At 71.5% G+C, this 18,109-nt stretch carries 15 protein-coding genes and 1 pseudogene; 8 read left to right on the forward strand and 8 right to left on the reverse strand.

The window, feature by feature from the left end; translation table 11 throughout:
- Positions 1-1,836, forward strand: a 1,836-nt coding sequence (locus I3F58_RS16090) for an ATP-binding SpoIIE family protein phosphatase (RefSeq protein ID WP_240109298.1), incomplete at its 5' end; no start/stop codon positions are given.
- A gap of 76 nt (positions 1,837-1,912) precedes the next feature.
- Here the strand turns inward: I3F58_RS16090 and I3F58_RS16095 are convergent.
- A complete protein-coding gene (locus I3F58_RS16095; RefSeq protein WP_240109299.1) occupies positions 1,913-4,192 on the reverse strand; it encodes a transglycosylase domain-containing protein in 2,280 nt (759 codons plus the stop codon).
- Positions 4,193-4,466: 274 nt separating this feature from the next.
- Between I3F58_RS16095 and I3F58_RS16100 the strand changes: the two genes are divergently transcribed.
- The 4 genes and pseudogenes from I3F58_RS16100 to I3F58_RS16115 all read left to right on the forward strand — a co-directional run.
- On the forward strand, positions 4,467-5,423 hold the full coding sequence (locus I3F58_RS16100) for an SPFH domain-containing protein (protein ID WP_240109300.1): 957 nt from the start codon (positions 4,467-4,469) through the stop codon (positions 5,421-5,423).
- Complete coding sequence (locus tag I3F58_RS16105; protein WP_240109301.1) at positions 5,420-5,644, forward strand: hypothetical protein; 225 nt, start codon at positions 5,420-5,422, stop codon at positions 5,642-5,644. The genes I3F58_RS16100 and I3F58_RS16105 overlap by 4 nt, the downstream gene beginning before the upstream one ends.
- 193 nt (positions 5,645-5,837) lie before the next feature.
- The gene (locus I3F58_RS16110; RefSeq protein ID WP_240109302.1) at positions 5,838-6,809 is read left to right on the forward strand and encodes an endonuclease/exonuclease/phosphatase family protein; all 972 of its coding nucleotides are present in this window, start codon (positions 5,838-5,840) and stop codon (positions 6,807-6,809) included.
- Positions 6,810-6,887: 78 nt separating this feature from the next.
- Positions 6,888-7,049: pseudogene (locus I3F58_RS16115) on the forward strand (PadR family transcriptional regulator); the annotation flags it as partial.
- Between the two features lie 188 nt (positions 7,050-7,237).
- Here the strand turns inward: I3F58_RS16115 and I3F58_RS16120 are convergent.
- Positions 7,238-8,203 carry a hydrogen peroxide-inducible genes activator gene (locus tag I3F58_RS16120; protein WP_240109356.1) on the reverse strand — a complete coding sequence of 322 codons (966 nt, stop codon included), beginning with the start codon at positions 8,201-8,203 and terminating at the stop codon, positions 7,238-7,240.
- 138 nt (positions 8,204-8,341) lie between these two features.
- Here I3F58_RS16120 and I3F58_RS16125 point away from each other — a divergent pair, with 138 nt between their 5' ends.
- Both I3F58_RS16125 and I3F58_RS16130 read left to right on the forward strand, forming a co-directional pair.
- On the forward strand, positions 8,342-8,896 hold the full coding sequence (locus I3F58_RS16125) for a peroxiredoxin (protein ID WP_240109303.1): 555 nt from the start codon (positions 8,342-8,344) through the stop codon (positions 8,894-8,896).
- A gap of 46 nt (positions 8,897-8,942) precedes the next feature.
- Positions 8,943-9,476, forward strand: a complete 534-nt coding sequence (locus I3F58_RS16130; RefSeq protein ID WP_240109304.1) for an alkyl hydroperoxide reductase — start codon at positions 8,943-8,945, stop codon at positions 9,474-9,476.
- A 62-nt stretch (positions 9,477-9,538) separates the two neighbouring features.
- Here the strand turns inward: I3F58_RS16130 and I3F58_RS16135 are convergent, their stop codons facing one another.
- The 5 genes from I3F58_RS16135 to I3F58_RS16155 form a co-directional block, all read right to left on the reverse strand.
- Complete coding sequence (locus I3F58_RS16135; RefSeq protein WP_240109305.1) at positions 9,539-10,279, reverse strand: hypothetical protein; 741 nt, start codon at positions 10,277-10,279, stop codon at positions 9,539-9,541.
- Complete coding sequence (locus tag I3F58_RS16140; RefSeq protein WP_240109306.1) at positions 10,276-11,694, reverse strand: AI-2E family transporter; 1,419 nt, start codon at positions 11,692-11,694, stop codon at positions 10,276-10,278. The genes I3F58_RS16135 and I3F58_RS16140 overlap by 4 nt, the downstream gene beginning before the upstream one ends.
- 143 nt (positions 11,695-11,837) lie before the next feature.
- On the reverse strand, positions 11,838-12,590 hold the full coding sequence (locus tag I3F58_RS16145) for a transglycosylase SLT domain-containing protein (RefSeq protein WP_240109307.1): 753 nt from the start codon (positions 12,588-12,590) through the stop codon (positions 11,838-11,840).
- Positions 12,591-12,966: 376 nt separating this feature from the next.
- Positions 12,967-14,289 carry a PhoH family protein gene (locus I3F58_RS16150; RefSeq protein ID WP_240109308.1) on the reverse strand — a complete coding sequence of 441 codons (1,323 nt, stop codon included), beginning with the start codon at positions 14,287-14,289 and terminating at the stop codon, positions 12,967-12,969.
- 154 nt (positions 14,290-14,443) lie between these two features.
- Positions 14,444-15,205 carry an isoprenyl transferase gene (locus I3F58_RS16155; protein WP_240109309.1) on the reverse strand — a complete coding sequence of 254 codons (762 nt, stop codon included), beginning with the start codon at positions 15,203-15,205 and terminating at the stop codon, positions 14,444-14,446.
- A gap of 204 nt (positions 15,206-15,409) precedes the next feature.
- Here I3F58_RS16155 and mgrA point away from each other — a divergent pair, with 204 nt between their 5' ends.
- Positions 15,410-16,477, forward strand: a complete 1,068-nt coding sequence (gene mgrA, locus I3F58_RS16160; protein WP_275678577.1) for an L-glyceraldehyde 3-phosphate reductase — start codon at positions 15,410-15,412, stop codon at positions 16,475-16,477.
- A 264-nt stretch (positions 16,478-16,741) separates the two neighbouring features.
- Here mgrA and I3F58_RS16165 read toward each other — a convergent pair whose 3' ends face one another.
- Complete coding sequence (locus I3F58_RS16165) at positions 16,742-18,019, reverse strand: GDSL-type esterase/lipase family protein (RefSeq protein WP_374207983.1); 1,278 nt, start codon at positions 18,017-18,019, stop codon at positions 16,742-16,744.
- Positions 18,020-18,109 lie beyond the last annotated feature (90 nt).

An 18,109-nucleotide genomic window follows, 5' to 3' on the forward strand; every position in this document is an offset into this window, starting at 1 on the left:
GCCGCCGCCCAGGCGGCACGGCCCGGCGAGGCCCGGGCCACGGCACCGCCCCGGCAGCGCACCGGTCCGGACCCGGCCGCCCCGGAGGGCGTGCGGCCCGAGCTTGTCGGGACCGCGCGGCGGGAGGGCGACCGGCTGCGGTTCGTGGGAGCCGCGACCCGGCGGATCGCGCGCGGCATCGACCTGGACGAGATCGTGCTGGGCCTGTGCCGGGCCTCCGTGCCGACGTTCTCCGACGCGATCCTGGTCTATCTGCGCGACCCGCTGCCCGTCGGCGACGAGCGGCCGGTCGACCCGTTCGTGCTGCGGCTGCGCCGCACTGACCGGTTGCGGTTAACGGACGACGACTCCACGGACCTCGGGCTCCCGGTGGCCGGGACGGCGGTCGCCGCCGCGCCCGACGCCGCCGAGCCGAGCCCCGCCGCCGAGCTGTGCGAGGTGCGCCCCGGCGGGCCGCTCGCGGAGGTGCTGCGCGGGGTGCGGCCGGTGTTCGGGGACTCGGAGGCGGCCCGCGACGCGCTGCCCGAGCTGCTGGGCGAGGGCCGCTCCGTACCGTCCGGGAAGCGCGCCGTCCTGGCGCCGCTGCGCGGGCGGCGGCGGGTGATCGGCGCGGCCGTGTTCCTGCGCCGCCCGGACACCCCGGCCTTCGAGCAGAACGACCTGCTGGTGGCCGCGCAGCTCGCCACGCACACGGCGCTCGGCATCGACAAGGCGGTGCTGTACGGACGTGAGGCGTACATCGCGGACGAGCTCCAGCGGACCATGCTGCCGGAGAACCTGCCGCAGCCGACCGGGGTCAAGCTGGCTTCCCGCTATCTCCCGGCCGCCGAGACGGCCCGGGTCGGCGGGGACTGGTACGACGCGATCCCGCTGCCCGGCAGCAGGGTGGCCCTGGTCGTGGGCGATGTGATGGGCCACTCCATGACGTCCGCCGCGATCATGGGCCAGCTGCGCACGACCGCGCAGACGCTGGCCGGTCTCGACCTGCCGCCGCAGGAGGTGCTGCACCACCTGGACGAGCAGGCGCAGCGGCTGGGCGAGAACCGGATGGCGACCTGCATGTACGCGGTGTACGACCCGGTCACGCACCGCATCACCATCGCCAACGCGGGTCACCCCCCGCCGGTGCTGCTGCACCTGGGCGGCCGGGCCGAGGTGCTGCGCGTCCCGCCGGGCGCACCGATCGGCGTGGGCGGCGTGGACTTCGAGGCGGTCGAGCTGGACGCGCCCGCCGGGGCCACCCTGCTCCTCTACACGGACGGCCTGGTGGAGTCGCGGCTGCGGGACGTGTGGGCCGGTATAGAGCTGCTGCGTGAACGACTGGCGGCGACCGCCCAGTTGACCGGTCCGGACCACCCGCCCCCGCTGGAGGCGCTGTGCGACGACGTGCTGGACATGCTGGGGCCGGGCGACCGGGACGACGACATCGCGCTGCTCGCGGCCCGTTTCGACGGGATCGCGCCGAGCGATGTGGCGTACTGGTTCCTGGAACCGGAGGACGCCGCTCCGGGCCGGGCCCGGCGGCTGGCCCGCAAGGCGCTGTCGCGGTGGGGCCTGGAGGAGCTGACGGACTCCGTGGAACTGCTGGTCAGCGAGGTGGTGACGAACGCCGTGCGGTACGCGACCCGGCCCGTCACACTGCGGCTGCTGCGGACGGACGTCCTGCGCTGCGAAGTCGGTGACGACTCGCCGCAGCTGCCCCGGCAGCGCCGCGCGCGGGACACCGACGAGGGCGGGCGGGGCCTGTTCCTGGTGAACCGGATGGCCCGCCGCTGGGGGGCGACCCGGCTGTCGACCGGCAAGGTGGTGTGGTTCGAGCTGCCGGCCCGGGCGTGACACGCGGCGGTGGACACGAAACGGCCGGCACCCTCCGGAGAGGGTGCCGGCCGTTTCGTACGAAGGTCTCGGCGGCTCAGTTCGTCGGCGACCGGAACAGGTTCTGGTCGCCGGTCCCCGGGTCCGTCCCGCCGTCCCCGCCGGTGTCCGTGCCGGGATCGTCGGGGCCGGGGTCGAGCGAGACCGACGGGTCCGGGGCCGTCGTCGGCGGCTTGACCGGTGGCGTGGTGAAGCTGGGCACGCTGGGCAAGGTCGGTGTGCTCTTCGAGGGCGTGGGCAACGTCGGCGTACGGGACGGCTCCGGCTCCTCCTCGTCGCCGGTCGGGGACGGCGAGGTGCTCGCGCTCGGCGAGGTGCTGGTGCTCGGCGAGGGGTCCGTGCTCGCGCCCGGGTCCCAGGCGTCCCGCCCGCTGTCGGAGACCTCCAGGTCGAACTCGGCGTCGGAGCCGCCGCCGAGGGCGCCCAGGGTGTAGTCGGCCCAGATGCGCGCGGGGAAGCCGCTGCCGCTGGCGCGACCGGAGTTGGCCGTGCCGGTCAGCGTCACCTGACCGCCCTTCTCGGCGTCCTCACCGAACAGCGCGACGACCGTGACCAGTTCCGGGGTGTATCCGGCGAACCAGGCCGCCCGGTTGTTCTCGGAGGTGCCGGTCTTGCCCGCCGCCTCGTACGCGCTGGTCTTGGCCTCGAAGCCGGACCCGTTCTGGACCACGCCGTGCAGCACGGACGTGACCGTGTCGGCGGCCGCCCGGCTGATGGCCTGCGGGCCGATGGGGCTGGGCAGTTCGACCGTGCGGTCCTTGTGCTCGGCGGACTTGACGACCGACGGCGTGACGAGGCGGCCGTGGTTGTCGATCGAGGCGTACACCCCGGCCATGTCCCAGGTGGAGGCACCCATGACACCGAGCGCCATGGCGGGCACCTCGTCGAAGCCCTCGCCGTCCTTCATGCCCAGCGCCAGGGCGGTCTTCTTCACGTTGGGCGGGCCGACGTCCACGATCATCTGGGCGTACACCGAGTTGGCGGACTTGTCGGTCGCGCGCTGGACGGTCATGGGGCCGTAGCTGGCGCCGTCCTGGTTCTGGGGGCTGAACGGGATGTCGCTGCCCTTGACCGGGCGCCCGCTGGTGCCGTCGTAGATCGTGTTCGGGCCGATGGTCCGGCCGTCCTGCGTCTTGGCGCCGTTCTCCAGGGCGGAGGCGAAGACCAGCGGCTTGAAGGTGGAGGCGGGCTGGTAGTCGCGGCGGGTGGCGTTGGACAGCCAGTGCTCGGTGGCGCCGACTCCGCCGTACATGGCCACGACCTGGCCGGTCTTCGGGTCGACGGAGGTGGCACCGGCCTGGACGGTGGAGTCGACCTTGTTGCCCTTGCGGTCGATCTTGCTCTCCAGCTGGGCGTTCACCGCCTCGACCAGTGCGTCCTGCTTCTTCTTGTCGATGTTGAGGGTGATCGTCCAGCCGCCCGCGTTGATGTCCTCCTCCTTGACGCCCTGGCGCATCAGCTCCTGGTTGGCGGCCTCGACCAGGTACCCGGTCTGGCCCTCCATGCCGGGGGCGGGCTTCGGCTCCTGCGGGACGGGGAACTCCAGTCCGGCACGCTCGGCCGAGTCGAGCCACTTCTTCTCGACCATGTTGTCCAGCACGTAGTTCCAGCGTTCCCGGACCAGCGTGCGGCTGGTGGGTGTGGCGGTCGACCAGTCGTACTGGTTGGGGGCCTGGAGCAGGGAGGCGAGGTAGGCGCCCTGCGCGACCGTCAGATCGCCCGCGTCGACGCCGTAGTACGCCTGGGCGGCGGCCTGGATGCCGTAGGCGCCGCGGCCGAAGTAGCTGGTGTTGAGGTAGCCCGCGAGGATCTCGTCCTTGCTCTGGCGCTGGTCCACCTTGAGGGCGATGACCATCTCCTTGAGCTTGCGGGTCGCGGTCTGGCTCTGGTCCAGGTAGTAGTTCTTGACGTACTGCTGGGTGATGGTCGAGCCGCCCTGCCTGCCCTGGCCGGTGATCGTGTTGAAGGCGGCGCGGGCGGTACCCATGACGTCGACACCGGAGTCGGTGTAGAAGCTCTTGTTCTCAGCGGCGACGAAGGACCGCTCGACCGGGTCGGGGATCTTGTCCAGGCCGATGATGGAGCGGTTGTACTCGCCCTTGCGGGCGAGCAGCGTCCCGTCGGAGTAGCGGTAGGTGTTGCTCTGCAGCGTCGCCTCGGCGTTCGCCTGAGGGACGGGCACCATCAGATAGACGACGTACAGGGCGCCCATCAGCAGCAGGCAGCACACGAAGAACGTGCCCAACAGCTTCCGCCACGTGAAGAAGCGGCGTATGCCGCCCTTCGTCGTCCCCCGGCGCGCTTCGGCTCGGCCCATGGCTCCGTTGCTCCCGCTCTTCGTTTCTTCAGCCTCTTGGCTCTTGGTGGTAGGCCTCTTGGCTACACGCTCTTCACGACCCGTACGTCCAGAACAGCTCAGCAAGCTAACGCGTCACAGCTGACAAAGACCAACGGATCGGACGTTTTCGGGACGTGACAATCAGCACCTGTCCACAAAGGAACCGACTCACAGGGGGGGCGGAGGGTTGCGAAGCACGTTAAAGTGATATCACTTTGCTAGACCCAGGCAATCATCGAAAACGGGGGGATCCATGCTGTCCACGACACCCGAGCCGGCCATCGCCGCATCCGAGCCGACCGCCGCGCCCGAGACACCCCAGGTGCGCGAGGCCACCGCGTACAGCGCCGGGGGCGGTCCGGCGCTGCTGGCCGGCCTGCTCGGCGTCCTGGCGGGCGGCGGGCTCATGACGGGAGGAATCGCCCTGGCCGACGGCGCGCCCACGGGCGCCCGGGCCGCACTGTTCGTCCTCGGCCTCGTGCTGGCCCTCGCGGCGGCGCTGGCCATGACCGGACTGAACATGGTCGCGCCCGGCGAGGCGCGGGTGGTCCAGCTCTTCGGCCGCTACCGGGGGACGGTCCGCACGGACGGGCTGCGCTGGGTGAACCCGTTCAGCACCCGGGTGGCGATCTCGACCCGGGTGCGGAACCACGAGACCGCGATCCTCAAGGTGAACGACGCCTACGGCAACCCGATCGAGCTGGCCGCGGTGGTGGTGTGGCGGGTGGAGGACACCGCGCAGGCCCTGTTCGAGGTCGACGACTACGAGCGGTTCGTGTCGACCCAGACGGAGGCGGCGGTCCGCCGCATCGCCATCGACTACCCCTACGACGCCCACGACGAGGACGGCCTGTCGCTGCGCGGCAACGCTGAGGAGATCACCGAGAAGCTGGTGGAGGAGTTGCACACCCGCGTCGGCGCGGCGGGCGTGCGGATCATCGAGTCCCGGTTCACGCACCTCGCGTACGCTCCCGAGATCGCCTCGGCCATGCTCCAGCGGCAGCAGGCCGCGGCCATGGTGGCCGCGCGGCAGAAGATCGTCGAGGGTGCGGTCGGTATGGTCGAGGCAGCGCTCGACCGGATCTCGGAGCGCGACATAGTGGACCTTGACCCGGAACGGAAGGCGGCGATGGTCTCCAACTTGATGGTGGTCCTGTGCGGTGACCGCTCCGCCCAGCCGGTCCTCAACACGGGGTCCCTCTACCAGTGACGGGCCGCCGCGAGCGCAAACAGGTGCTGTTGCGGCTCGACCCCGTGGTGTACGAGGCGTTGGCGCGGTGGGCCGGTGACGAACTGCGCAGCGCGAACTCGCAGATCGAGTTCCTGCTGCGCAGAGCGCTCGCGGATGCGGGCCGCCTGCCGACCGCGCCGGCGCCGCTGCCGAGGCGGGGACGCCCGCCGAAGCGCCCGCCGACGGAGCCGGAAGCGTAACCGGACCGGCTCTCCGGTCCCGCCCCTCCCCGAAGGCGGGGCGGGCCGCGTCTCCCTCCCGTCCGCCGCCTGAGGACGAGCGCCGCCGTACGCGAGGGCGGGAGTCCGGGAGCACAGCCTCCCCACTCGTATCGGGAAGGGGCGGTGGGGCGGGAAGGAACCGTACACCCGGCCACCCGCGTCAGCATCAGACGTGAACGGGAGTACGAGCAGCCGACCCTGCGGGTCCAGCCCCTGGACGCGTGGGCGCGTCGCCGCCGGGGGCGCGGCACTGACGGCATGGCTGATCGTCTTCCACGGGACCGTTCCCGACCTCCCCGGCCACCCCGGCAGCCTGCTGGAAACGTTCCTGCCCTGGCTGGGCCTCGCCGTCCCCGCCCTGCTGATCGCAGCGCTCGTCCGGCGCTCGGCCACCGCCCTGCTCGCCACGCTCCTCCCCGCCGCCGCCTGGCTCGGGCACTTCGGCCACCTGCTCGTACCGTTCAGCAGCGGGCCCCCGCCCACCCGCGCCGGCCTCACGGTGGTGCAGCACAACGCCGCGGACGACAACCCGGACCCCGCCGGCACCGCCCGCGCCCTCCTCGCCGCCGACGCCGGCCTCGTGGCACTCCAGGAGGTGGTACCCGCCACGCGCCCCGCCTTCGAGGAGGCGTTCCGGGAGCGCTACCCGTACCACACCGTGCAGGGCACCGTGGGGCTCTGGTCCGCCTACCCGCTCGACGGCGTACGGCCCCTGGACATCCGCCCGCACGGCGTCGACCCCGGCTGGCAGCGCGGCCTGCGCGCCACGGCCACCACCCCGCACGGCGAGGTCGCCGTCTACGTCGTGCACCTGCCCTCCCTGAGGATCACCGCCCGCAGCGGATTCGACTCGGCACGCCGCGACGAGAGCGCCGCCCTGCTGGGCTCGGTCCTGGCCGGTGAGCGGCTGGAACGGGTGGTGCTGCTCGGGGATCTGAACGGCACGGTCGACGACCGGGGCCTCGCCCCGCTGACGACCCGCCTGGACGCCGCCGCCTCCGGCCTGGCGTTCAGCTGGCCCGCGTCCGCGCCGCTGGCCCGGATCGACCAGGTGCTGGCCCGCGGTGCCGAGGTGGCCCGGGTGTGGACGCTGCCCAGGACCGGCTCGGACCACCTGCCGGTCGCCGCCGCGCTCAGCTTCTGACCGCGTGCACCCGAGGGGAGCCGCCCCTCGCTCCACACATGTACACGTCACGTATGCACGGTCAGGACGGTGACCCGCATGTCCATCGGCCACGCCCTCCTCGGCCTCGTGGAGTCGGGCCCCCGCCACGGATACGACCTGAAGCGGGCCTTCGACGAGAAGTTCGGCCGCGACCGGCCGCTCCACTACGGGCAGGTCTGCTCGAACATGGCCCGGCTGCTGGAGAACGGCCTCGTCGAGTGACGCTGCCGACCCTGCCGGTGCTGTGGCGGCTGCTGCGCGCGGAGGGGCTGCGGACGGAGTGACGCACCGGGTCTCCTCCCCCGCCCCGCCCCGGGGCGCGGGTCCGCCGAGGGGGAGCGCCACCCCGCCCCCCTTCAGGCCTCGGGGGAGGCACCCCCCACCGGGGAGTCCGGGGCGGCTCGCCCTCACACGCCGGACGGGCCGGAACGCACCAGCCGCACCGGCAACCCCTCCAGCGCCCCCCGCAACTCCCCCGCCAGCGCCTCGAACTCGTCCGCCCGCGCGGCGCCCGCGCGCATCGCCAGCGCCACCCGCCGCGAGGGCGCGGGATCCGCGAAGGACCCCGTCGCCAGCCGCGGGTTGCGCCCGGTCTCGACCGCGACGGCGGTCCCGGGGAGCAGCGTCACGCCCATCCCGCCCGCCACCAGCTGCACGAGCGTCGCCAGCCCCGCCGCCGTGGTGGTGACCGCGGCCCCGTCCGGCCGCCCCGCCTCCCGGCAGACGTCCAGCGCCTGGTCCCGCAGGCAGTGCCCCTCGTCGAGCAGCAGCAGGTCCAGTTCGCGCAGCGCGTCCCGCGGTATCCCGGCGCGCCCCGCCAGCGGGTGGTCATCCGGGGTGACCAGCACGAAATCCTCGTCGAACAGGGGCATTTCGGTCACCCCGGGCACGCCCAGCGGCACGGCGAGCAGCAGCAGGTCGAGCCGCCCCGCGGCCAGCCCCTCCAGCAGCGAGTACGTCTGTTCCTCGTACACCTGGAGGTCCAGCTCCGGATACCGCTCATGGAAGAGCCGCAGCACGGTCGGCAGCAGATAGGGCGCGACGGTCGGGATGACCCCGAGCCGCAGCACGCCCGTGAACGGCGCCTGCACCGCCTCGGCCTCCTCCATCAGCTCGCCCACCGCGTCCAGCACCGCCTTGGCCCGCGCGGCCAGCCGCTCCCCCGCCGGCGAGAGCAGCACCTTCCGCGTCGTACGCTCGAGGAGCTGGACACCGAGCGCCTCTTCGAGAGCGGACACCGCACCCGACAGGGCGGGCTGGCTCATCCCCATCGCGGCAGCCGCGTCCCGGAAGTGCAGGTGCTCGGCCACCGCCGCGAACGCCCTGAGCTGGGCCAGGCTGGGCTGCCTGCCCTTGTGCACGGTTTTCGACATCGCCACCACTGATAACCGCCTTCGATCAACGCGCCCCAGTCTAGCTATTTCACTGATCAATGCACGCCATGCCATGCTGACCCCCGTCCAACCCCCCGGATGCCCACACAAAGGACATCCTCAGCACAAGGAGAGCGCGTGCTCACTGTCGGTGACCAGTTCCCCACGTACGATCTGACCGCCTGCGTCTCGCTGGAGACCGGCAAGGAGTTCGAGCAGATCAACCACAAGTCCTACGAGGGCAAGTGGCGCGTGGTGTTCTTCTGGCCGAAGGACTTCACCTTCGTGTGCCCGACCGAGATCGCCGCGTTCGGCAAGCTGAACGACGAGTTCGCGGACCGCGACGCCCAGATCCTCGGCGTCTCGGGTGACTCGGAGTTCGTGCACCACGCCTGGCGGAAGGACCACGCCGACCTGCGTGACCTGCCCTTCCCGATGCTGGCCGACTCGAAGCACGAGCTGATGCGCGACTGCGGCGTCGAGGGCGAGGACGGCTTCGCGCAGCGTGCCGTCTTCATCGTCGACCCGAACAACGAGATCCAGTTCGCCATGGTGACCGCCGGCTCCGTCGGCCGTAACCCCAAGGAGGTCCTGCGGGTGCTGGACGCCCTGCAGACCGACGAGCTGTGCCCGTGCAACTGGAGCAAGGGCGACGAGACCCTCGACCCGGTCAAGCTGCTGTCCGGCGAGTGACCGGCCACACCTGACGGACCCCGCACCGAGAGACGAGTGATCTGACATGTCCCTGGACGCCCTGAAGTCGGCCATACCGGACTACGCGAAGGACCTGCGGCTGAACCTCGGTTCGGTCATCGGCAACAGCGACCTCCCCCAGCAGCAGCTGTGGGGCACGGTGCTGGCCTGCGCGATCGCGTCCCGCTCCCCGAAGGTGCTCGCGGAGCTGGAGCCGGAGGCCCGGGAGAACCTCAAGCCCGAGGCGTACACCGCGGCCAAGTCCGCGGCGGCGATCATGGCGATGAACAACGTCTTCTACCGGACGCGCCACCTGCTCTCCGACCCGGAGTACGGCACGCTGCGCGCCGGTCTGCGGATGAACGTCATCGGCAACCCGGGCGTCGAGAAGGTCGACTTCGAGCTGTGGTCCCTCGCGGTCTCCGCGATCAACGGCTGCGGCCAGTGCCTCGACTCGCACGAGCAGGTCCTCCGCAAGGCGGGCCTGGACCGCGAGACGATCCAGGAGGCGGTCAAGATCGCCGCGGTGATCCAGGCGGTCGGCGCGACCCTGGACGCGGAGACGGTCCTCGCGGGCTGAGCCGTCCGTACGAGGAGGGGTCCCACCGGCCGGTGGGGCCCCTTCCGCGTGTCCGCCCGCCGCTAGCGGCCCTTGAGCCCGGCCATCAGCGCCTTCATGTCCTCGACCATGAACTCCTTGATGCCGGACAGGGCTGGGTCGGCTTCGTCCATCTCGGCGAAGTCGGGCAGCTCACCGTCCTCCAAGCCCTCGTACCCCCGGTTCGACCAGATCATCATGGCCAGTTCGGCCTGCCCGTCGAGGACCACCACGTTCGCGCTGTTCGGCGACGCGTCGTACTGGGCCATCTCACCGAGCCCGTCCAGGGCCTCGCCCTCGTCCGCGCTCCAGAGGCCGTCCCCGCCGGCCTCGAACTCCACGCCGGGGTCGATCTTCTTGTGCAGCCGGTACATGAGGGTGACCTCGTACTCGGCGGGAGGCGTTCCGAAGCGCACGTCGCACAGCATCCGGTCCACCGCCTCGTGGTGCGAGTCCGGGCCGGGCGAGGAGGTGGAACGTTCCCCCAGGACCGTGCCCAGCCCCTTAAGCTCGGCCTCGTCGCACAGGTTCTCCACCGACCGGTAGCCGCCCAGGTCCGGCCCCCTGGTCTCGTACGCGTAGAGGCCGCCGGCCCACAGGACCGAGGCGCCCAGCGCGCCGCCGAGGGCCCAGAGCCAGGGCGTCCGCCCCGACGCGCCCCGCGAACCGGGGCCGTCGCCGTGGCTGCCGACCAGATCGACGCCGCCGCCCCCATCCCCTCCCTCGCCGCTCCCCGCGTCCAGCGGCCTGCCGCGCTCGTCCACCAGCTCCGGATCGGATATCACGTCGTCTCCCCCTGGGAAAACCTCGGTTCAGGGCCCGCTCCCGGCCCGATCGGCAGAACGGCGGGACTCCGCCGCGACCGCTCCTCGCTGTACGCCCGCAGATAGCCCACGACCGTGTTGGTCACCGCCACCAGCGGCACCGCGACCACCGCGCCGCCGATCCCGGCGACCAGCCCGCCCGCCGCCACGGTGAGGACCACGGCCAGCGGGTGGACCCGCACGGCCCGGCCCAGGATGAACGGCTGGAGCACATGTCCCTCGATCTGCTGCACGGCCAGCACCACGAGCAGCACCATCAGCGCGGTGAACACCCCGTTGGTCACCAGGGCGACGACGACGGCCAGCGCGCCGGAGATGACCGCGCCCACGAGCGGGATGAAGGCGAACAGGAAGATGAAGACGGCGAGCGGCACGGCCATCGGCACATCCAGGAAGTAGATCCCCAGCCCGATGAAGATGGCGTCGATCAGGGCCACTATCACCGTGCCCCGCACATAGGCGGTGAGTGTGCGCCAGGCCCGCGGCCCCGCCCCGGCGACCCCCGGCCGGGCCTGTGCGGGGACCATCTTGAGCGTCCACTCCCACACCTGCCGCCCGTCGTAGAGGAGGAAGAGCGTGGAGAACATCGCGAGCAGCATCCCGGTCAGCACCTCGGCCATCACGGTCACGCCCTGGAGGCCGGCGGAGGTGATCTCCTCGGTGTTGGTGCCGATGGTGTCGCTGAGGTTCTTGGCGATGTCGTTGATCTGGCTCTCGGTCACATGGAACGGACTGTCGAGGAGCCACCGCTTGAGTTCCTCGATACCGTCGCGGACCCGCTCCGAGAGCGTGTCCAGGTTCTCCATGACCTGCCACACCACGAACCAGCCGACCAGCCCCATGATGACGAAGCCGAGGACGGCGGTGACGGAGGTGGCGAACCCGCGCGGCAGCCCGAGCTGCTTCAGCCGGGCGACTGTGGGCTGGAGCAGGGCCGTGACCAGCAGCGAGACCACGAAGGCGAAGACCACGAGCTGGACGGCGCTGATCACCTTCATCAGCACCCACAGCGTCCCGGCCAGGACCAGCAGCCGCCAGCCGGCCTCGGCGGCGACCCGGATGCCCCACGGGATCGCGTCGGCGGGCTCGGGCCGGGCGGCGACGGCGGGCGCGTACGGGGGAGGCGCGGGCACACTGCCCGGCTCGGCGCCGCCCTCCTCGGCCGCCCCGGAACCACCGTGACCCGCGGCGCCCGTGTCGTCACCGGCGCCCGCGTCCCGGGCGGGGGCCACGGCTCCGGTCATCACCACGGGCGGGCCCACCACTACGTCCGCTTCCGCCTCGGCCTCCGCTCGGGCTCGGCGCTCGGCCAGCCGTCGGGCGGCGTGGCTCAGTCCGGCGCCCAGCCGGTCGAGCCACCCTGGCAGTCTCGACATGCCTCTCTCTTCCCCCTACCACTCCTTCCGGAGTTCCGGCCCGGAGTCTCCCACCTGTCACATGGCTTCCCGACGGTACACGCACGGAGCCCCCCGCCGTAGGACGGCGGGGGGCTCGCGAAGCCGGGCGAAGGCGGAGGGGCCTAGTACCAGTGGTTGGCCTGCCAGAACGACCAGGCGCCGCACGGGCTGCCGTAGCGCTCGTTCATGTAGTTGAGGCCCCACTTGATCTGGGTGGCCGGGTTGGTCTGCCAGTCGGCGCCCGCGGTGGACATCTTGGACGCGGGAAGCGCCTGGACCAGGCCGTACGCGCCGGAGGACGGGTTGGTCGCCCGGTAGTTCCAGCTCGACTCGTGGTCGACGATGTTGCTGAAGCACTGGAACTGGGCCGCGGGGACCATCTGGCGGGCGATCGCCTGCACCTCGGCCACGCTGTACGAGGACTGGGCCGCGAAGCTGGTCGCGTCCCGCACCGAGCTGCGGCTGGCGCGCTCCTGCTCGGCCTCGCGCTTCTCCTCGGCCTTGCGCTCGGCCTCTTCCCGCTCCTTGCGCTCCTCCTCGGCCTTCTCGTCGGCCGCGGCCTTCTTCGCCTCGGCGTCCTTGGCCGCCTGGAGGCGGGCGGACTCCTCGACCTGCTTCTGGGCGGCCGAGTGGGCGGCGATGGCCTGGGCTTCGGCCTGCTGCTGCAGCGAGGCGACCTGGACCTGGGCCTGTTCGCCGGCGGGGATGTCCGCGAGCAGCGTCAGGTCGGCCCCGGTGGCCTCGAAGTTGTCCTGCGGCGCCTGCGGGTTGCCGGCGGCGACGCCGACAACGGCTCCGACGGTGGTGACCGCGGTGGCGGATGCCACTGCGAATCCCCGGACCGAGATCCGGCTCACACGGTTTCCTTCCAGCATCGCCCACACGGGTGACCTCGCGGGCGCGATCGTGCCCCTGGCACTGGTCCCCCACTCACTGGGTCACGGGAGACACGGGCCCGGTGGGCAACTCCCCTGCGGAGAGCGCCGCGTGGTGCTTCGGGCGGCATACGGCAGACGGCTGTTGAGTTGTGACGATGTGCCACGCGTCCCGGAGGGAGGTGACTGTGCCGTATGCGGGGCCTGACGGAAGCAAGACTCTGCCGGATGGCAATGGCGCAAGGCAATTCCCGGTTACGTGGGAAAGCTCACACCTCCCCAGTCACAGGAGTTTTGACGAATCAGGCGCACAACACGGTGCCGCCCGGCTAAGCTCACTCGCTTTGCCGGGCGGCACTCATGGGGACCAACACCCCTAGATCTGCCCATCCTCCAGCATTTCGGTCACCAGTGCGGCGATCTGCGAACGCTCGGAGCGGGTGAGCGTGACATGGGCGAACAGCGGATGCCCCTTCAGCTTCTCGACGACGGCGACGACTCCGTCGTACCGGCCGACGCGCAGATTGTCCCGTTGTGCCACATCATGCGTCAGCACAACCCGGGAATCCGCCCCGATCCGGGACAACACGGTCAGAAGGACGTTCCGTTCGAGCGACTGCGCCTCGTCCACGATCACGAAGGCATCGTGCAGGGACCGCCCCCGGATGTGGGTGAGCGGCAGCACCTCCAGCATGTCCCGGGCCAGCACCTCCTCGATCACCTCACGGCCGGCCACCGCCGACAGGGTGTCGAACACCGCCTGAGCCCAGGGGTTCATCTTCTCGGCCTCGGTGCCCGGCAGGTAGCCCAGCTCCTGCCCGCCGACCGCGTACAGCGGCCGGAACACCATGACCTTCTGGTGCTGGCGGCGTTCCAGGACGGACTCCAGCCCGGCGCACAGCGCGAGCGCCGACTTGCCCGTGCCGGCCCGGCCGCCCAGCGACACGATGCCCACGTCCGGGTCGAGCAGCAGGTCCAGGGCGATCCGCTGCTCGGCACTGCGTCCCCGGATACCGAACACCTCGCGGTCGCCGCGCACGAGCCGCACGGCTCCGTCGGCACCGACCCGCCCCAGGGCCTTGCCCCGCTCCGACTGGAGGACGAGCCCCGTGTGCACGGGCAGCCCGGCGGCCTCGGGCACGGACAGGGTCTCCTCGGCGTACAGCCGGTCGACCTCCTCCCCCGAGACGGGCAGTTCGCACATACCGGTCCAGCCGGATTCGGTGATGGCGAGTTCCGCGCGGTACTCCTCGGCGGCCAGGCCGACGGAGGACGCCTTGATACGGAGCGGCAGGTCCTTGGAGACGACCGTGACGTCGTACCCCTCGGCCTGGAGGTTGCGCGCGACCGCGAGGATCCGCGAGTCGTTGTCCCCGAGCCGGTAACCGGCCGGGAGGACCCCGGGGTCCGAGTGGTTGAGCTCCACGCGCAGGGTCCCGCCGAGATCCCCGACGGTGATCGGGGCGTCGAGACGGCCGAACCGGACCCGCAGATCGTCCAGCAGGCGCAGCGCCTGCCGGGCGAAGTAGCCGAGTTCCGGATGGTGCCTCTTGGCCTCCAGTTCCGTCACCACGACGATGGGGAGCACGACCTCGTGCTCCTCGAAACGGGTCACGGCGTTGGGATCGGCCAGCAGGACGCTGGTGTCGAGGACGTAGGTGCGCCGGTCGTTCATGCGGCGCTTAGTGCTGGTCACCACGTTGGGACGTACCCCCTCGGATGAGGTCGGGGTGCGAACGCGACAGCGTCGCTATCTGTTCAGGGGTATGCCCCCGAACCCCCGGCAGCATGCGAGCCGGGCCGATGGCATATGACACTCCGTCGGCCCGGAAGAGGGGAGATGCCCCGTCCGGTCAGGTGCCGTAACGGCGGTGTCGCGCCGCGTAGTCCCGCAGGGCGCGCAGGAAGTCGACCTTCCGGAAGGCCGGCCAGTGGACCTCGCAGAAGTAGTACTCGGAGTGCGCGCTCTGCCAGAGCATGAAGCCCGACAGCCGCTGCTCGCCGCTCGTGCGGATCACCAGGTCCGGGTCCGGCTGCCCCCGGGTGTAGAGGTGCTCGGCGATCAGATCGGTGTCGACGATCTCCGCGAGCTCCTCGAAACTCGTGCCCTTCTCGGCGTGCTCCAGCAGCAGCGAGCGCACCGCGTCCGCGATCTCCTGGCGGCCGCCGTAGCCGACGGCGACGTTGACGAGTATCCCGTCGTGCCCGCGGGTCGCCTCCTCCGCCTCCTTCAGGACCTTCTGGGTCCGGTCCGGCAGGCAGTCCATCGTCCCCACGTGGTGGACCCGCCAGCGGCCGTCCGCCGCGATGGCGCGCACGGCGCCCTCGATGATCCCGAGCAGCGGGACGAGCTGCTCCTCCGGCCGGTTCAGGTTGTCCGTGGACAGCATCCAGAGCGTGACGACCTCGACATCCGTCTCGGCGCACCACCCCAGCAGCTCCATGATCTTGCTGGCGCCCGCCTTGTGGCCCTGCTCCGGCGTGCCGCCGGACGCCTTGGCCCAGCGCCGGTTGCCGTCGAGGATGACGCCGATGTGCTTGGGCACCTGGGCGTGGTCGAGACGGCCTTCCACGCGGCGGGCATAGAGCCGGTACGCCAGGTCGCGCAAGTTCACCGATCTCACCTCTCGATTGGGGGCCTGAAGAGGCCGTGCGGGCCGCGATGGGCCGTGATGGGCCTGGATGCTCCAGGGCCGCTGGGCGTCAGTGGCGTCACGGCCCCGAGGCCGCGGGGCCGTCCCCCGGAGCCGCCACATTACTGCGCCCGGGTGGTGGCGGCCCAACCCGGCATGTCACAAGTCCGTGATAGGGAGAAAGGCATGTCCGAATCCTCCTCCCTCCCCGCCGTTCCCTCGTCGTACCCTCCCTACCGGGCCGCGGACGAGCGCTACGACTCCATGGAGTACCGCCGCACCGGCCGCAGCGGCCTCAGGCTGCCCGCGATCTCCCTGGGCCTGTGGCACAACTTCGGCGACGACCGCGCGCTGGGCACCCAGCGGGCGATCCTGCGCCGCGCGTTCGACCTGGGCGTCACGCACTTCGACCTGGCGAACAACTACGGCCCGCCGCCCGGGTCCGCCGAGCTGAACTTCGGCAGGCTCTTCGCCCAGGACTTCCGCCCGTACCGGGACGAGCTGGTCGTCTCGACCAAGGCCGGATATCTCATGCACCCCGGCCCGTACGGCGAGTGGGGCTCCCGCAAGTACCTGCTGTCCTCCCTGGACGCCTCGCTCCGGCGCATGGGCCTGGAGTACGTCGACATCTTCTACTCCCACCGCTTCGACCCGCACACCCCGCTGGAGGAGACGATGGGCGCCCTGGCGTCCGCCGTACGGCAGGGCAAGGCGCTGTACGCGGGCGTGTCCTCGTACAACAGCGAGCAGACGAAGGAGGCGGCCGGGCTCCTGCGTGAGATGGGCGTACCGGCACTGATCCACCAGCCGTCCTACTCGATGATCAACCGCTGGACGGAGGAGGACGGTCTCCTCGACACCCTGGAGACGGAGGGCATGGGCTGCATCTCCTTCGCCCCGCTGGCCCAGGGCATGCTCACGGACCGGTATCTGAAGGGCATCCCGGACGGCTCGCGCGCCTCGCTCGGCAAGTCGCTGGACCCGGGCCTGCTGTCGGACGAGGTGCTGCGGCGGCTGCGCGGGCTGAACGAGATCGCCGAGCGGCGCGGCCAGTCGCTGGCGCAGCTGGCGCTGAACTGGGTGCTGCGGGACGAGCGGATGACCTCGGCACTGATCGGCGCGTCGAGTGTGGCGCAGCTCGAGCAGAACGTGGCGGCGCTGAGCGGACCGCCGCTGACGGAAGAGGAGCTGAAGGAGATCGACACGCTCGCCGTCGACACGGCGGGGGTCAACATCTGGGCCGCCCGGAACTGAGGCCCTGCCGGGACCCCGATGCCCCGTAAAAAAACGGGCCGGTCCGTGGGGGGGATACGGACCGGCCCGAGGGGGGGTTTCCACCATAACCCTTTGTAAGTCGTGCTGCGTGCCACACCACGCCGGGATCACGCTCCGAAAGCGCGCAAGCACGGTACGGATGCGGATTCCGCCCGCCCGCCGTCCTCCCCAGGAGGGACCCGCGGAACGGGGCGCCCGGTTGACGGCTCGGGGCGTACGGCCTCACGGCTCACGGCTCGCCCCTCACGGGAGCGAGCTGAGGTACATCCCCGAGGTCCCGGCGCCGGGGGTGTTCCGGCAGGTGTGGTGTCCGCTCGCCCCGGCGGCGTACACGAGGGCGAGGCAGCGCCCCTGCCCGAGCTGCCCGTAGTAGTTCGGGTGCATGGACTCCTGGATGGGCCCCTGGGTCTCGTTGCTGTCGATCCACCGGGCCCACTCGCTGGTGGCGGCGGAAGGCGCCTGCGTGGAGGTCACGAGGCGGCTGGCGGTGGCACAGACCTCCCGCCCCTGGAGCATGTCGCGCAGGTCCAGGAACTGGACGCCCTTGGCGGTGGCGACGCCGCGCAGCCGGTCCGCGAGCTGCGGGACGAGGGAGTCGCGCGCCCAGTCGGAGTCCTTGTTCCAGAACGGGCACCCACCGGTGGTGACCCGGGACCAGCCGCTCTGGCTGTAGCGGTTCTCGGAGCCGCGCGGAATGGGCGAGGGGTACGACTGGAGGACGATCCGGTACGACCCGGAGCCGTACCCGGCCGCGGTCATCACGGCGCGGATCTCGTCGACGGCCTTGCCGACGTCGGCCATCACGGCGTCGATGCGCTGGTCGACGAGGACCTGCTGGTCGTCGTGGCAGTACGAGTACCAGAGGATGTAGTCCTTGGCGCACTTCTCGATGATGGAGGCGAAGCCCAGGTCGTTGCCGCCGATGGACAGGGCGACGGCCTTGACGTCGTACTGGGCGGCGACGGCGGCGAGCCGGTCGGCCTGCGGGGCTTCACCCTTGTAGGAGACGCCGCCGCTGACGGCACGGAAGACGTTGCGGGTCACGGCCCCGGAGCAGGCCAGGTTGACCAGCGCCTGCGCTCCGGTGCCGGTGGCGCTCCTGACCTCGGCGGAGTCGGAGCGGTGGCACCCGTTCGCGGCGGTGGCGCCGTAGACACGGGACGGGTCGTACGTACTGCCGCTGACCCAGGCCCGGTCGGTGCCGTTGCGGGAGCCGCTGTTGGTGAGGCTGTTGCCCCGCCAGCGGCCGGCCTCGCCGGAGATGTAGCTGTCGCCCATGGAGACGATCGCACTGGGCCCGTACCCCTGGCCGGCGGCGGCGGGCGGGGCGGCGGCGATCCCGGCACCGCACAGGAGGGACGCGGCGGTCACGGCGGTGAGCACCCGTCGGCGAGTACGGGCACGGACGCGCGTGAAGGCGCGGTTCAGCGCACGGGCGGCGGTGGCGCGGGTGCCGGTGGGGTCTGCGGCGGTATGACGCACGCCCGTGGGGTGGGCGGCGGTGGTGCGGAATCCGGACACGGCGAACTCCATCGTTCGGCCATGCCATGGGGCGCATTCCGGACGTACACGGAATGCGCCCCATGGCGGTGTGGCACACGGGTGAGGGGT

This window comes from Streptomyces sp. MUM 203J (genome assembly GCF_022414595.1).
In the GTDB taxonomy this organism is placed as follows: Bacteria; Actinomycetota; Actinomycetes; order Streptomycetales; family Streptomycetaceae; genus Streptomyces.

Coding starts and splice junctions, on each gene's coding strand:
- I3F58_RS16095 (WP_240109299.1), bottom strand. CDS start 4,192: ATGGGCCGAGCCGAAGCGCGCCGGGGGACGACGAAGGGCGGCATACGC.
- I3F58_RS16100 (WP_240109300.1), top strand. CDS start 4,467: ATGCTGTCCACGACACCCGAGCCGGCCATCGCCGCATCCGAGCCGACC.
- I3F58_RS16120 (WP_240109356.1), bottom strand. CDS start 8,203: ATGTCGAAAACCGTGCACAAGGGCAGGCAGCCCAGCCTGGCCCAGCTC.
- I3F58_RS16130 (WP_240109304.1), top strand. CDS start 8,943: ATGTCCCTGGACGCCCTGAAGTCGGCCATACCGGACTACGCGAAGGAC.
- I3F58_RS16140 (WP_240109306.1), bottom strand. CDS start 11,694: ATGTCGAGACTGCCAGGGTGGCTCGACCGGCTGGGCGCCGGACTGAGC.
- I3F58_RS16145 (WP_240109307.1), bottom strand. CDS start 12,590: ATGCTGGAAGGAAACCGTGTGAGCCGGATCTCGGTCCGGGGATTCGCA.
- mgrA (WP_275678577.1), top strand. CDS start 15,410: ATGTCCGAATCCTCCTCCCTCCCCGCCGTTCCCTCGTCGTACCCTCCC.